Genomic DNA, 14,487 nt, shown 5'->3' with positions numbered 1-14,487 from the left:
GCGATCCGCCAGGCGGGTGGTCCGTGTCAGGGCGTGCCCGTAGGGTGGCTGAATGATCGTCATCGCGCAGCTGAGCGACCTCCACATCGACGCCGGACGCCGCAGCGCGGCCCGGACCCGCGCCGTCATGCGGTACCTGGACCGGCTGCCCTACGACCTCGACGCGGTGGCGGTCACCGGTGACATCGCCGACCACGGCGCGCCCGACGAGTACGCGCGGGCGCGCACGCTGCTGACATCCCGGCACCCGGTCCTGGTCTGCCCCGGCAACCACGACGCGCGCGGCCCGTTCCGGCGGGTGTTGCTGGGTGAGCCGGAGCAGGGGGCGGAGACAGATCCCGAAGCAGACCGCGCGCCGGTCAACCGGGTGCTGGAGACCGAGCGGTTCGTCCTCGCGCTCTGCGACTCCTCCGTCCCGGGCGAGCATCACGGGCGGCTCGACGACTCCACCCTCGCCTGGCTCGACGGCGTGCTGACCCGGAGCCGGCCCGAGCTCCCCGTCCTGGTCGGGTTCCACCACCCGCCGGTCGTCGTGCACAACTCCTACGTCGACCACATCCGGCAGGTCGACGAGGAGCGCCTGGCCGAGCTGGCGGAGCGTCACCCGAACCTGCTCGCCTTCCTTGCCGGGCACGCCCACACCCCGGTGGCGACCACCTTCGCCGGACGCCCGCTGCTGGTCGCTCCCGGCGTCGTCTCCACGCTCCGGCTGCCCTGGGAGCACGGCCCGAGCGGCTCCGGCCAGGACGGCGCCGTGCACGAGGAACTGCCGCCCGCCCTGCTCTTCCACGTCATCGGCGACGACGGACGGCTGACGACGCACTACCGCTGCGTCGTCTGAGCCCGTTCGAAGCGGGTCACAGCGCTCCGGCGTCGCGGGCGGTCCAGACGGACGGGTGGACCGGACGCCAGCCCAGCTCCTCGCGGAGGGACAGGTTGTCGGCGATGCCGTCCCACGGGTCTGTGACCGGGTTGTCCGCGTTGGCCGACGGGAAGGTGGTGCCGTTGAGCCGGTGCAGGTCCCAGGCGGTGACCGGGGCGTCGTCGGCGGCGTTGTAGGTCCGGCCCTCGATGCCCGGCGTGCGCAGCGCCCGGTACAGGGCCTGGCCCACATCGGCGTGGTGCACCATCTGCAGGCGCCGGTGGGCCGGCCAGTCCGCGATGAAGCGACCGACCTGCTCCAGATGCGGGTCGCCCTCGCCGTAGACGAAGGCGAGGCGGACGGTCACCAGCGGCAGCCCGTCCAGCGCGCGCAGCCCCGCCTCCGCCTCCGCCTTGGAGGTCGGGTAGACGCCCCAGGCCGCGTCGGGCGCGGGGACGTCCTCGGGGTGCGCCGGGCGGCCGTGGCCGGGGCCGTAGACGAGGTTGGTGCTCGTCTGCACGAAGCGCCGCACTCCCGCGTCGCGCGCTTCGCGTCCGAGGGCGATCGCGGCGTCCCGGTTCACCGCCCAGGCCTCCTCGTCGGGCACGCCACGGAACGCCGCCGCCACATTGACCACCTGGTCGACCCCGGCCAGCGCCTTGGCCCGGTCCGCCTCCTCGCGCAGATCCCCGAGAACCACCTCGGCGCCCATTCCGGCGAAGGCCGCCCCGCGCTGCTCGTCCCGCACCAGCACCCGTACGGTCTCCTCCGCGCCCGCCCACTGCGCCAGCCGGGGTACGAACCTCCGTCCGACCTGCCCCGTCGCGCCGGTCACCAGAATCGTGGTCATCGTCGTCACCTTCCCGCTCTCGGTTCCTGTTCCCGTTCCCGTTCCCGTTCCCGTTCTTGTTCCGGGTACCAGCCTGCGACCTGCGGAACGGGCGTGGGAGAGACCTGCTGATCGGGGGACCGGCGATCCCTGGTTGTGCCGGACCCGAGCGACGACCATGGAGGCATGGACCGTAGAGAACGCACGGACCGAGCCGCGCTGGCCGACTTCCTGCGCCATGCCCGGACCCGGCTGGCACCGGCCGACGTCGGCCTGCCGGACGGTGCCCGTCGGCGCACGCCCGGCCTGCGGCGCGAGGAGGTCGCCTCACTGGCCGGGATGTCGGTCGACTACTACACGCGGCTGGAGCAGCAACGCGGTCCGCAGCCGTCCCCGCAACTGCTCGCCTCGCTGGCGAGGGCGCTGCGGCTCAGCGAGGACGAGCGCGACCATCTCTTCCACCTGGTCGGCCACGCGCCGCCGCGCACGACGACGGTCGCCGACCACGTCCGTCCGGGGCTGCTGCTGATCCTGGACCGGCTGTGGGACGTCCCGGCGGCGGTGCACTCGGCGCTCGGCGACGTGCTCGTGCAGAACCCGATGGCCAAGGCGGTGTGGGGCGACATCGACACGGGCGACCCGGAGGCGCGCAACCTGTTCTGGCGCTGGTTCACCGAGCCCGGTTTCCGGGACCGGAGCCCTGAGGACGAGCATGACCGTCTGTCCCGCGCCCACGCCGCGCACCTGCGCGCGGTCGCCACGGCCCGCCCGGACGACCCGCGTGCCCAGCGGCTGGTGCGGCGACTGCTGGCGGCCTCACCGGAGTTCGCCCGGCTCTGGGCCGACCACGACGTGGCGGTGCGCCGGAGCGACGTCAAGACCGTCCTGCACCCGGTCGTCGGCGCATTGGAGCTCAACTGCGAGATCCTCGTCGACGACGGCGGCGACCAGCGTCTCCTCGTCCACACGGCGAAGCCGGGCAGCGTGACGCAGGAACGCCTGGAACTGCTGCGCGTCATCGGCCTCCAGGACCTCACCCGCCCGGAGCCGACATCCGGCGGACGCGCGTAACTACCTGCCTGCGTCAGCCGGGTGATGAGAGACTCCCGGGGTGACAGGTGCGGTTGAGGCCACGATCGAGGCGCGGATCGCGCGCATGGCGCGGCAGTTGACGGAGGTTCACGGTGTCGTCGGGGTGATGCTCGGCGGCAGCCGGGCGCGTGGCGAGGCCCGGCCCGAGTCGGATTGGGATCTCGGCGTCTACTACCGCGGCACACTCGACCTGGACGCCCTGCGCGCGCTCGCGGCTGAGGCCGAGCCGCGCGCCGAGGTGCCGGGCGATGAGGTGGCGGGTCCGGGTGGCTGGGGGCCGTGGGTGAACGGCGGTGCCTGGCTGACGGTGGACGGCGTCCCGGTGGACTGGATCCTGCGCGATGTCGACCGGGTCCGCCGGATCTGGGACGACTGCCGCGCGGGCCGCTACGAGGTGGGCATCCAGCCGGGCCACCCGCTCGGCTTCTGGTCGCCCTGCTACCCGGGCGAGGTCGCGCTGGGACGCGTACTGGCCGACCCCTTCGGCGAGTTGGCCGCGCTGCGGGCCGAGACCCGCGACTACCCGGAGCCACTCCGGCAGGCCCTGTGCGACGCGGCGTGGGAGTCGGAGTTCCTCTGCGCCAATGCCCGCAAGTCCGCGGCGCGCGGCGACGTGCTGCACACCTCCCTCTGCCTGAGCCGCGCGGTCGGCGTGCTGACGCAGTCGCTCTTCGCCCATGCCCGGCGCTGGTACCTCAACGAGAAAGGGGCCTTCGCCGTGGCCGCGACGCTGCCCGCCGCGCCGCCGGACTTCGCCGACCGCGCCGCCCGACTGCTCGGCGCTGCGGGCACGACCGGGGAGCTGCTGACGGCGACGATCGCCGAGGCGGAGGAGTTGGTCGCGGACGTGCGGGAGCGCCTGGCGAGCAAGGACTGACGGGCAGTCAATGAGGAGGGAGTAGGGAAGGATGCGTCAGGAACGAGAACGGGCGCTGACGCTGCTGCGGCAGGCGGGTGCGGAGACGATCGACCACCCGGGCGGGACGCTCCTCGCCCACCTGGGCCGCGTCGACGCGCTGCTGACCTCCTGGGGCGCTCGTCCAGACCTGGCTCTCGCCGGTCTGTGTCATGCCTTCTACGGCACGGACGAGTTCCCGGTCGCCCTGCTCCCGCTCGACCGCAGGGCGGAGCTGGTGGCGGCGATCGGCACGGGCGCCGAGGAGCTCGTCCACTTCTACGCCTCCTGCGACCGCAAGGCCTCCTACCACGGCCTGACGGACGGGACCGCGCCGTTCGTGGACCGCTTCACCGGCCGCGCGACCTTCCCAGACCTCTCCGCCCGCCGCGACTTCGCCGAGCTGACCGCCGCCAACGAACTGGACGTCCTCGCCGCCAGCGCCGACATGCGCGCCCGTCACGGTGCGTCCCTGCGCAGCCTCCTCACCCGCTGGGTGCCGCTGCTGTCGCCTGCGGCTCGTGCCCACTGCGCGACGGTGCTCGGCGTGAACGAGTAGGCCAGGCAGGATCAGTCGAACCGCACCGCGTCGCCGACGCGGACCTGACCTGGGCGGATGACCTGCGCGTACACGCCCGCGCAGGGTTCGGGGCCCATCGTGTCGAGGGGGACGACCCGGTTGTGCGCGGCGAGGACGCGGAGCGCGGCGGTGTCGCGGGGCAGGTCGCCGTGGGCGAGGGTGGGGACGGCACAGCGCGGGGTGCGGGCGATGATGCGCAGGAGCGGGGAGTCCGGGCGGTCGCCGATGCGCAGGCCTCGGCCGAGCCAGTCGTTCTCCACGAATCCCTGCGGACCGCCGTCGGACGCGGGGCGGGTGCGGAGGACCAGGTTCGGCCGGTAGCGCTCGACCTCGACGCTGCCGCGCCGGCTCAGCGCGGCGATCCGGTCCAGCGTTGCGGTGGTGATCAGGTGCAGCGGTGCGAAGTCCACGAAGGTGCGGGGCGCGTCCGGCGGGAGGCCCGCGCCCAGGCGGCCGAGGTCGACCGTGACGTCGGCCTCGACGCCGCCGGCGAGCACCTCGTCCGGGCGGGCGCGGTCCAGGCTCGCGTCCGTCGGAGGAGTGTCGGTCAACGTGACCGCGCGGCCCAGGACGGCGGAGAGCCGGGCGCTCGACTCCCGTGCGGTGCTGGGCAGGTGTGAGCCGTCGGGAAAGGCGATGTGCACCTGGTCGGTGGCGGTGGACGCGGCGAGTGTCAGCGCCGCGCGCCACAGCCGGGGGTGTTTGGCGCTGACGACCTTTCCGGTCTCCCGGTCGAGCAGGGCCAGCCGCCGGTCGCCCTCCAGACCCGAGGCCGAGAGCCGTGCCTGCGGGACGGCCTCGCCGAGCAGGGACTTGACCGGGTGGCGCCGGAGCTGCGCCACGGTGGCGATCACGTCGGCAGGGACGTCGGGCTGATCACGGCTCATCTGCGGCAGTCTGGCGGGTGAGCGGCGTCTCGACCACCGAAATTGTCGCTCGCAGGCGGAGGACGGAGGGAGAATCGGCCTGTGGGAAAGACCTATGAGCGTATCGACGGCAGGCTGCGCACCTTTATCGAGGCGCAGCACATCTTCTTCACCGCGACCGCGCCGCTCGCCGGCGACGGCACCATCAACCTGTCGCCCAAGGGGCTGACCGGCTCGTTCGCCGTGATCGACGAGCGGACGGTCGCCTACCTCGACTTCGCGGGCAGCAACGCCGAGACCGTCGCGCACCTGCGCGAGAACGGCCGGATCACGCTGATGTGGTGCGCCTTCGACGGGCCGGCGAACATCGTCCGCGTCCACGGGCGCGGGGAGCCGGTCTTCCGGGACGACCCGCGCTGGTCGGAGCTGCTGGGCCACTTCCCGGACATCGACCCGACGCGGCACGGGCTGCGCGCGATCGTCGTCGTCCACGCCGAGCTGGTCCGGGACACCTGCGGCTACGCCGTGCCGTTCATGAGCTACGACGAGGACCGCACCCTGCACGGGTCGCGCTTCGAGCGCGAGACGGACGAGAGCCTGGACGCGTACTTCCACAAGAAGGAGTACATCGAGCACAGCATCGACGGCCTCCCGGGGCTGCCGCTGCCGCTCCCGGCGCTCCCTGTGCTGCCCGCGCGGGAGGCGTAGGGCGCTCGGCCGAAGGCGGCGGGATAGGCTCGCCTGCGAAGAGAAGCCCGACCGATCCCGCCCGCGAACGACAGGACGAACGCCCGTGTACGCCGTGCCCCTCGCCCCCGATGCCGAGCTGCGCCCGCTGGAGCCGTGGCAGGCCGAGGAGTTCCTGGCGCACATCGACCGAGCCCGCGCCAACACCGACCCGTGGATCCCCTGGGCCACCCGCACCACCGACCTGGCGTCCGCCCGCGCCACGCTCCAGAGCTACGCCGACAAGCAGGCCGCCGACGGCGGTCGGCTCTACGGGATCTGGCGGGCCGGGGTGCTGGTCGCCGGCGTGATGTTCGTGCAGTTCGACGCGGCGGCGGGCAACTGCGAGATCGGTGTGTGGGCCGAGCCCGCCGGACAGGGCCACGGGCTGATCACGGTCGCGGTGCGCCGCCTGATCGCCTACGCCTTCGAGGAGCGCGGGATGCACCGCATCTCCTGGTACACCTCCCCCGCCAACCTCCGCAGCCAGGCGGTCGCGCAGCGCGTCGGCATGTCCCTCGACGGGACGCTCCGCGAGCAGTTCCTGTACAACGGCGTTCGTCAGGACAGTCAGGTCTGGTCGCTGCTGGCTCGGGAGTGGCAGTCCTCTCGTTCTTGACTTCTCCATCTCCGGCCGCCACCGTACCGCCTGACGATCCATCAGAACCCGTTGCCCGCTGACCGCACACAGCCGAGCGCGGCCCGTCAGGAGGGGTACCGATGGAAAAGCCGGTGGAAGAACAACAGTCGCACGCGCCCGTCTTCAGCCGCCGGATGCTGCTCGGCGCAGGCGCCGCAGCGGCGTTGGCGACGGCGGTGCAGTGGACCCCGTTCGGCCGGATCCCGGCGGCGAGCGCGGCCACGACCATCCCCGCGCCGCCGCAGTTCCCGGCGGGGATCCCGCTGTACCAGCAGACCTTCCAGAACTGGTCCGAGGAGATCACCGTCGAGGGCCTGTGGACGGCGTCCCCCGGCAGCGCCGCCGACGTGCTGACGCTGGCCAACTGGGCGCACGCCAACGGCTGGCGGCTGCGCGCACGGGGCGGCGGCTACAGCTGGTCGCCGCTGGTCGCCTCGCCGGGGACGCCCGCCAGAGTGCTGATGGTCGACACGACGACGTCGCTGACCAACATCACCGTCAATGCAGGGAGTCCTGCAAGCGTCACCGTGCAGCCGGGCGCGACCATGGACAACGCCCTCGGCACGCTCAAGAACGCGGGCCTGGGCCTGACCGGCTTCCCGGTCCTCGGCGCGTGCACGGTCGGCGGCGTACTGGCCAGCGGCGGACGCGGTACCGGCGTGCCCGCGGTGGGGGAGACTCCGCTGTCCGGCCACACCTACGGCTCCGTCAGCAACCTGATCATCAGCCTGACGGCCGTGGTCTGGGACGCCGGTCAGGGCGCGTACGTGCTGAAGACCTTCCAGCGCACCGATCCGGAGATCCAGGCGCTGCTGGTCAACCTGGGACGGATCTTCGTCACCGAGGCGACGCTCCGCGTCGGAGCGGACCAACGGCTGCGCTGCCAGAGCTGGTTCAACGTGACCGCCGCGGACCTCTTCGCGCCGCCCGCCTCGGCGGGGTCGCAGTCACTGGCCTCGTACGTCGCGCAGTCGGGGCGCGTGGTGTGCATCTGGTTCCCGTTCACCTCCTCGCCCTGGCTGCGGATCTTCACGCCGACGCCGAGCCAGCCCTGGGTCTCCCGGGCGGTGACCGGCCCGTACGACTTCACCTTCAACGACATCGTGCCGAAGAACGTCTCCGACCTGCTCTCGGAGATCGTCGCGGGCGACGCGTCGGTGACCCCGACCTTCACGGCGGCGCAGATGGACGCGATCAGCGCGGGCCTGGTCGCCACCGACACCTGGGACATCTGGGGCTGGTCCAGCGACGTGCTGCTCTACGTCCGGCCGACCACGCTGCGGATCACCTCGACCTGCTGCAACGTGGTGACCACGCGCGCCAACGTGCAGCAGGTGGTGAGCGACTTCTACGCCGAGTACAGCGCCAAGCTGGCGTCGTACGCGGCGCAGGGCCTCTACCCGATGAACGCGCCGCTGGAGATCCGGGTCACCGGGCTCGACCAGGCCGCCGACTGCGGCGTCCCGGGCGCGCTCGGCGCGCAGCTCTCGCCGCTGCGGACCCGACCCGACCACCCGGAGTGGGACACGGCGGTCTGGTTCGACATGACAACGGTGCCGGTCACACCCGGCTGCCACCAGTTCATGGGCGAGATGGAGCAGTGGTTCCGCAGCCACTACACCGGCTCGTACGGGGCGGTCCACAACGAGTGGCCCAAGGAGTGGGCCAACACCCCCTCCGGCGCCTGGACCGACACGACCGCGATGAGCGGCGCGATCCCCGCCTCCTACACCGACGGCCAGGCGGCAGGGGACGGTTGGGACGCTGCGGCGGCGACCTTCGCCGCGCTGGACCCGAACGGGGTCTTCGGCGGCCCGCTGCTGGACCAGCTGTCGCTCTGAACGGGCGGGGCAACGCTCAGCTCTCAGCGCACGGCTCTCGGCGCACGGCTTTCAGCGCACGGCGACGAGACGGGCGTCGACGACGATGTCGGAGGTGTCCGAGCTGCTGGAGGTGACCAGGCGGAGCTCGGGGGCGGTGGCGCTGTTCGTGACGTTCTTGGCGTTACCGGCGTTACCGGCATTCCCGGCGTAGGGACCGACGGCGTCCACGGAGAAGACGGCGGTGCGCCCGTCCTGGCGACGTACCTCGATCTGGTGGCCCGTGCGCAGGGAGCCCAGCTGGGAGAGGACCATCAGGGCGTTACCGGGCTGCCCCGGTGCGACGCCGTCCTTGTACCACCCGGCGACCTCGGGAATCCTGTCGCCCGGAGTAGCCGGGGCGCTCGGGGCGGCCGGGGCGGAGAGCTCGCCGGAGCGGTCCAGCCCCAGGGGCGCGACGGGGGCGGCGAGCCCGATCGCGGGGATCGTGATCCGGGTCGGCGGGCTCCAGGCCAGCGGCAGCAGCATGGGCGCCGGCGGACGGGTGGGCGCGAGCGAGGTGGACGCGTACGGGTGGGACGCGGAGCCGCGCCCGGTGCTGGGGGCGGCCTGCGCGGCTACCCGCGTCGGCGGATGAGCGGTGCGGGTGCCGTCCCACATCATCCACGCGCTGAGCAGGAACGGGAGCAGCAGCGCGACGAGCATCCGGCGGCTGCGCCGTGCGTTCGGAGCGGGGGCGGGTTCGGAGGGTCGAAGGTCGTCGTCCTGGTCCAGCGGGTCGTCGTAGAACCTCATGCGGGTGGCTTCGCTTTCGGCTGCGCGCGGGAGCGATCGTGCGGATCCAGCATGTGAAGGATTGTCAGATTTATCGGTTCTGAAAACGGCCCCACGTGACACCACCCGTTCGGCTGCGCACTCCACGACCTCGGCTCCGCCGCCCTGCGTCTGCCCGCAAGGCGGCGGACGCGGGCGATTAAGGTACTGAGTGCTGCCTGACGAGCCGGCCGTGACCTGTGGGGGCGCTCCTCGTGAACGATGTGGTGCTGCGCGGACCCGCCCGGTCCGGCGGCGAGGACGTGCTGCCCCAGGCGGTGAGCGTGGGGCGGGCCGAACTGCTGCTGCCCGCGCGGGCCCGCCGTCCGGAGACGCTGATCCGCTTCGTGCTGGGCCTGGTGTTCATCGCGTTGACGCTGCTGGTGGCCGAGGCCGCGCACGACACCATGGGCGGCCTGGAACTGGACGCGACCCGCGGGGCCGGGCAGGCGCCGCGCCTGCTGCTGGCGCTGGCCGGGTCCTTCGCCAGCACCGCCGTCGTGCTGGTGCCGACGGCCTTCGCCGTCTCTCAGCTGCTGCGGCACGGGCGTCGGCGCGTCCAGGACGGGCTGGTCGCCGCCACTATCGCGTTCGGGCTCAGCATGACGCTGAACCTCTGGTACTCGGAGCTGTTTCCGCAGGCGATCGTGTCCGTGCTGACCCCGCCCGAGGCGGCCTCGCCGTTCGACGGGCCGCTGCTCGCGCTCTCCGTTCCGGCCATCGCCTTCATGACGGCTGCCGGGGTGGCCCACCGTCCGCAATGGCGGTTCGGCCTCGACGTCGTGGTCGCCTTGAACGTGCTGACCGCGCTGGTGAGCGGCTACGCGGACGCGCTGTCGGTGCTGCTGTCGCTGCTGCTCGGCTGGACGACCGCGCACGGCACGGCGTACGCGATGGGCTCACCGAACGTCCGCCCGAACGTGGAGCTGCTCTTCCAGACGCTGCGTCAGGTCGGGTTCGCACCCACTGCGGCGTTCCGCAGGCTGGACCAACCGCCGCAGGAGCCGCAGCGCTACCTGGTCCGGCAGGCGAGTGAGGGCCTGAGCGAGGGCCCGAGTGAGGGCCCGCTGCTGGACGTGATGGTGCTGGACCGGGGGCGGTCCGCCGTCGGCTTCCTGCGCCGGCTCGGGCAGCGGCTGCGCCTGCGTTCCGCCCCCGAGCGGCGCAGCCTGCTCTCGCCCGGCGACGCCTTGCGGCAGGAGGCGCTGCTCACGTACGCAGCGGAGGCGGCCGGCGTCCGGACCAGGCGGCTGCTGGCCACCGCCGACCTGGGCCCGGACGCGTCGCTCGCGGTCTACGAGCAACTCACCGGGCGCACGCTCGACCAGCTCGACGACGCGGAACTGACCGATGGCCTGCTGCTCCGGATCTGGCGGCAGGTCCAGCTCCTGCACGCCCGGCGGATCGCCCACCGCGCCTTGGCGGCCGACTCCGTGTGGGTGGACGGGCACGGCGACGCCGGCCTGGTGAACCTGCAGGACGGTGACATCGCGGCCGGTGACCTCGTCCTGCGGACGGACCTCGCACAGCTGCTCACGTCGCTGTCCCTGCGGGTGGGGCCCGAACGCGCGGTTGCCGCCGCGCTCGACGTCCTCGGTCCGGACCGGCTCGGGACGGCGGTGCCGGTACTGCAGCCGCTCGCACTGCCGCGCAGCACCAGGGCCCGGCTGAAGGCGCTGGAAAAGGACCAGGCGAAGGAAACAGACCCGGACCAGGAGCCGGAGCTTGAGCAGAACCAGGGCACGCCCCTGCTCGCCCGGATCCGTGACGAGATCACGCGGGCCATCCCCGAGGCTCCGGTCGAGGCCGTCCGGCTGGAGCGACTGCGCCCGCGTACCCTGATCGCCGTCCTGGGACTGGCCATCGCCGGCTACCTGTTGGTGCTCCAGCTCTCCAGCAGGAACACCAACCCGTTCGACGCGCTCACGCAGGCGCGTCCCGGCTGGATCGCCGTCGCGGCGGTCCTCTCGGCGGGCGGATTCGTGGCCGCCACCATGAGCTTCGTCGGCTTCGTCCCCGAGCGGCTGAACCTGCGGCGGAGCCTGCTGGCCCAGGTGGCCGGAGGGTTCGTCAACATCGTGGCGCCCAGCGGCCTGGGCGGGATGGCCCTGGGCACGCGCTTCCTGCACAAGCAGGGGCTCTCGACGCGGCAGGCGGTGGCCAGCGTCGGCGTCGCCCAGGCCGTCGGGCTGGTCCTGCACATCCTGCTGATCTTCGTCTTCGGCTTCCTGGCCAGTGGCCAGTACCGGACGCCGTTCACGGACTCGACGGACCTCGTGGTCGCGCTGCTCGCCGCTGGTGCCCTCGCGCTGCTCGCCGCCGCCGTCCCGCCGCTGCGGCGTTGGGTGGTCGCCCGTCTGCGGCCCATGATCAGCGGCATTCTGCCGCGGATGCTCGACCTGCTGCAGCAGCCGGGCAAGGTGGCTGTGGGCGTCGTCGGACAGCTGCTGGTCTCGCTGCTCTCCGCCGCCTGCCTCTACGCCTGCGCCCTCGCCTTCGGACAGCACCCCGGCTTCGCCGAGGTGACCATCGCCAACCTCATCGGCGGCACCCTCGGCCAGGCGGTCCCGACCCCCGGCGGGGTGGGCGGGGTCGAGGCGGTGCTGGCCTACGCCCTGCAGACGACCACCGGGATGCCCTACGACGTCGCGCTGCTCCAGGTCCTGCTCTACCGGATGCTGACGCTCTGGCTGCCCGCCCTCCCAGGGTGGATCGCCTACCTGTGGCTGCAGCACCTCGACGCCGTCTGACCCTCCCCGTCGACTGAGCCGTGTCTGATTGGTCGCGCTTTGTGGGCCCGATTTAGCACGAGGATTCGGCTCTGGTCCGTGTTTCGCACGAATCGGCGAGGCAGGGGGAGGCTGCGTATCATCATCGGCTCATGGAACCCGACGCCGATCTCGTCCGGCCGTATGTCGCCCGGCTGGGCGGGCAGACGGTTGAGACGGCCGTGCCTGCGGTGGAGTGGGGCGATACGGCACCCTCCCGGGAGGGTCCTGTTCCTGCGGAGAGGCGCGTGGCTCCCGGCCCGACAGGGCCCGTGGGTGGTGGCGCGGACGAGCACCGGGGGTCCTCCCCTCGTGGGCGAAGGGTTCTGCTGCTCGCCGGAGCTCTGCTGACGTCCGCCGCGGCGGCGCTGATCCTCGCCGGCACGCTGGGCGGCGGCACGCCGGTCCACGGCTCCGCGCCCGCTCTCGCGTCCGCGACCTCCGAGCCGGTCAACCCGACCGTCCTGCCGCAGCGAAGCCCGCTGGCCTCCCGCACCCCGACGGACGGTGCCACGACGCGGGCTGCGCTCGGGCACCCCGTCTCGCCGTCGGCTTCGCCCACGCCGTCGTCGGCCGTGTCCGTGTCCGTGTCCGGGGCGGCGTCGCCGTCCGCCGACGGCACCCTGCGTCCGGGGGACACCGGGCCCGCCGTGACGCACCTGCAACAGCTGCTCTTCGAGCAGGGGTTCACCTACGTCTCGACCACCGGCGTCTACGATGCGGCGACCACACGCGGCGTCACCCAGCTCCAGCAGGACCGCGACCTGACCGGCGACCCACCGGGCGTCTACGGTCCGGCCACCCGTGCGTCGTTGGAAGGCAGCGACTGAGCTCCGTCTCCCGTCCGCGCTACGGCCGCCGTGCGGGTACTACGCGTGCCCGCGGGACGACCTGCGATTTCAGTGGCCCGCCGCGCACCACGCGGCGGCGATGGTCTCCACATGTGCCGTTGCCTGGGCGAAGCCTGCGCGGGCGGCGGAGGCGCGCCGGGAGGGGTCGAGCATGTTGCGGCCGAAGGCGCGGCGTGCGGCGCGGTCCGGGGTGATCAGGACGACGCGGGAGCCGGAGTCGGCAAGGCGTGCGGCCTGGGAGCGCGGGCTGGCGATGGGCCCCGCCCCGACGGGCAGGGGCGCGATGACGACGACGCTGCGGTAGCCCGCCGCGAGGTCCGCGTTGGCGGAGGAGCGGATGCCGCCGTCGATCCAGGTACGGCCCGCCGCGCGGGTCGGGGGCCAGACGCCCGGCACCGAGCAGCTCGCGGCCACCGCGTCGAGCAGGCCCAGCTCGCCGTCGCGGTCCAGGGCCGCGAACTCGCCCGTCTCCGCGTCGACGGCCGTGACCACCAACCGGCGTTCCGGCCCCGGCCACTCGTGGCTGAGCAGCCGCCGGGCGATGCTCGCGCGCTGCGGGGACGGGGTGGTTCCGGAGTCGTCGCCCTTGGCGCCTGCCATGGCCAACTCGCCCATCCGGACGCCGAAGGACCGGGCGTCGCGCGACCGGGCGACCTCCCAGGCGAAGCGCAGCATCGCCGACGTGCCGAGCGAGCCGGACGCCTCACCGGCCTCCACGGCCGCGATCTGCCGCTCGTACAGCTCCTGGACGCCGAGCAGGCCGGACGTGAGCTGTGCGCCGACGACCGCTCCGGCGGACGTGCCGATGACGACGTCCGTCGTCCCGGCGAGGTCGATGCCCGCCTCCGCGAGGCCGTGCAGGATCCCGCACTCCCAACCGATGCCGGTCAGTCCGCCGCCGCCCAGGACCAGCGCCTTGTCGCGCTTGCCGCTCACCGCATCCGTGTTCACCGTGTTGAGCGAATCCACCGTGCCCCCTCCGACTCCCGGCGCACCCGAACACCGGATCGCAGCAGAACATACCCGCTGTCTGTGACCGGGTACGCTGCCGAGGCCGGTCGGACCGAAGGCGGGGGAGCCATGGCAGCGTTGCTCGGCGTCGTGATCGAGGCCTCGGACGTGTCGGCGCTGCGCGCCTTCTGGGGCGCGGCGCTGGGCTGGCAACCCTCGGCGGACGGCAGCGAGTTGCACTCGCCGTATCCGGGCCGTCCGATGCTGCGCTTCGCCGCGGCGGGCGGGCCCAAGCGTGGCAAGAACCGGCTGCACCTCGACCTGGCGGGCGGAGCGGACGAGGTGGCGCGGGTGCGGGCCCTCGGGGCGGAGCCCGTCGACATCGGGCAGGGAGCGGTGCCGTGGGCGGTGCTTGCCGATCCAGAGGGGAACGAGTTCTGCGTGCTGCCGCACGCCTCGGCGGACGACGGGCTCGCGGCGCTCGCACTGGACGCCGCCGACCCGGCCGCCCAACTCCCGTTCTGGCAGCCGCGGACCGGCTGGGAGGTGGTCGACCGGGGAGCGTGGGGCGTCCGACTGCGTCATCCGTCCGGCACCGGGCCGACGTTGGTGATAGGCCCGCCTGCCGCGCCGAAGTCCGCGCCGAACCGGCTGCGGCTCGCTGTGTCTGCGGCGGGCTCACCGCCGGGCTGTCCGGCGGGCTCACCGGCGGGTTCTCCGGAAGCCGAACTCGTCGACCCGGAGGGCAACGAATTCGAGGTGTGGTGAGCTGTGGTGAGCCGTGGCTGACGGGG

At 73.0% G+C, this 14,487-nt stretch carries 14 protein-coding genes; 10 read left to right on the top strand and 4 right to left on the bottom strand.

Annotation, left to right across the window (positions count from 1 at the left end; translation table 11 throughout):
- Positions 1-52 precede the first annotated feature (52 nt).
- Positions 53-841, top strand: coding sequence for a metallophosphoesterase (locus tag ABH928_RS23865; RefSeq protein WP_370069797.1), 789 nt, complete (start codon positions 53-55; stop codon positions 839-841).
- Between the two features lie 16 nt (positions 842-857).
- On the opposite strand, the gene ABH928_RS23860 is transcribed toward ABH928_RS23865, so the two are convergent.
- Positions 858-1,712, bottom strand: coding sequence for an NAD-dependent epimerase/dehydratase family protein (locus ABH928_RS23860; protein ID WP_370069795.1), 855 nt, complete (start codon positions 1,710-1,712; stop codon positions 858-860).
- A gap of 165 nt (positions 1,713-1,877) precedes the next feature.
- Here ABH928_RS23860 and ABH928_RS23855 point away from each other — a divergent pair, with 165 nt between their 5' ends.
- From ABH928_RS23855 to ABH928_RS23845, 3 genes are all read left to right on the top strand, one after another.
- Entirely contained in the window at positions 1,878-2,762 is an 885-nt protein-coding gene (locus ABH928_RS23855; protein WP_370069793.1) for a helix-turn-helix transcriptional regulator, read from the top strand.
- A gap of 85 nt (positions 2,763-2,847) precedes the next feature.
- On the top strand, positions 2,848-3,660 hold the full coding sequence (locus ABH928_RS23850) for a DUF4037 domain-containing protein (protein WP_370069916.1): 813 nt from the start codon (positions 2,848-2,850) through the stop codon (positions 3,658-3,660).
- A 31-nt stretch (positions 3,661-3,691) separates the two neighbouring features.
- On the top strand, positions 3,692-4,237 hold the full coding sequence (locus ABH928_RS23845) for a DUF6817 domain-containing protein (protein ID WP_370069791.1): 546 nt from the start codon (positions 3,692-3,694) through the stop codon (positions 4,235-4,237).
- An 11-nt stretch (positions 4,238-4,248) separates the two neighbouring features.
- Here ABH928_RS23845 and ABH928_RS23840 read toward each other — a convergent pair whose 3' ends face one another.
- The gene (locus tag ABH928_RS23840; RefSeq protein ID WP_370069789.1) at positions 4,249-5,145 is read right to left on the bottom strand and encodes an MOSC domain-containing protein; all 897 of its coding nucleotides are present in this window, start codon (positions 5,143-5,145) and stop codon (positions 4,249-4,251) included.
- An 81-nt stretch (positions 5,146-5,226) separates the two neighbouring features.
- Between ABH928_RS23840 and ABH928_RS23835 the strand changes: the two genes are divergently transcribed.
- The 3 genes from ABH928_RS23835 (at position 5,227) to ABH928_RS23825 (ending at position 8,331) form a co-directional block, all read left to right on the top strand.
- Positions 5,227-5,832 carry a pyridoxamine 5'-phosphate oxidase family protein gene (locus tag ABH928_RS23835; protein WP_370069787.1) on the top strand — a complete coding sequence of 202 codons (606 nt, stop codon included), beginning with the start codon at positions 5,227-5,229 and terminating at the stop codon, positions 5,830-5,832.
- A gap of 85 nt (positions 5,833-5,917) precedes the next feature.
- Entirely contained in the window at positions 5,918-6,469 is a 552-nt protein-coding gene (locus ABH928_RS23830) for a GNAT family N-acetyltransferase (protein WP_370069785.1), read from the top strand.
- Positions 6,470-6,570: 101 nt separating this feature from the next.
- A complete protein-coding gene (locus ABH928_RS23825) occupies positions 6,571-8,331 on the top strand; it encodes a cholesterol oxidase substrate-binding domain-containing protein (RefSeq protein WP_370069783.1) in 1,761 nt (586 codons plus the stop codon).
- Positions 8,332-8,382: 51 nt separating this feature from the next.
- Here the strand turns inward: ABH928_RS23825 and ABH928_RS23820 are convergent, their stop codons facing one another.
- The gene (locus tag ABH928_RS23820; RefSeq protein ID WP_370069781.1) at positions 8,383-9,105 is read right to left on the bottom strand and encodes a class F sortase; all 723 of its coding nucleotides are present in this window, start codon (positions 9,103-9,105) and stop codon (positions 8,383-8,385) included.
- A gap of 233 nt (positions 9,106-9,338) precedes the next feature.
- On the opposite strand from ABH928_RS23820, the gene ABH928_RS23815 reads away from it, so the two are divergent.
- Positions 9,339-11,873: a lysylphosphatidylglycerol synthase domain-containing protein gene (locus ABH928_RS23815; RefSeq protein WP_370069779.1), complete on the top strand. Its 2,535-nt coding sequence runs from the start codon at positions 9,339-9,341 to the stop codon at positions 11,871-11,873.
- Between the two features lie 131 nt (positions 11,874-12,004).
- A complete protein-coding gene (locus ABH928_RS23810) occupies positions 12,005-12,721 on the top strand; it encodes a peptidoglycan-binding protein (RefSeq protein ID WP_370069777.1) in 717 nt (238 codons plus the stop codon).
- A gap of 69 nt (positions 12,722-12,790) precedes the next feature.
- Here the strand turns inward: ABH928_RS23810 and ABH928_RS23805 are convergent, their stop codons facing one another.
- Positions 12,791-13,711 carry a patatin-like phospholipase family protein gene (locus ABH928_RS23805; RefSeq protein WP_370069775.1) on the bottom strand — a complete coding sequence of 307 codons (921 nt, stop codon included), beginning with the start codon at positions 13,709-13,711 and terminating at the stop codon, positions 12,791-12,793.
- A 111-nt stretch (positions 13,712-13,822) separates the two neighbouring features.
- Between ABH928_RS23805 and ABH928_RS23800 the strand changes: the two genes are divergently transcribed.
- A complete protein-coding gene (locus tag ABH928_RS23800; RefSeq protein WP_370069773.1) occupies positions 13,823-14,461 on the top strand; it encodes a VOC family protein in 639 nt (212 codons plus the stop codon).
- The last annotated feature ends 26 nt before the right edge of the window (positions 14,462-14,487 follow it).

Source organism: Streptacidiphilus sp. MAP5-3, assembly GCF_041262505.1.
GTDB lineage: Bacteria > Actinomycetota > Actinomycetes > Streptomycetales > Streptomycetaceae > Streptacidiphilus.
This window is presented reverse-complemented; position numbering and strand designations above follow the sequence as displayed.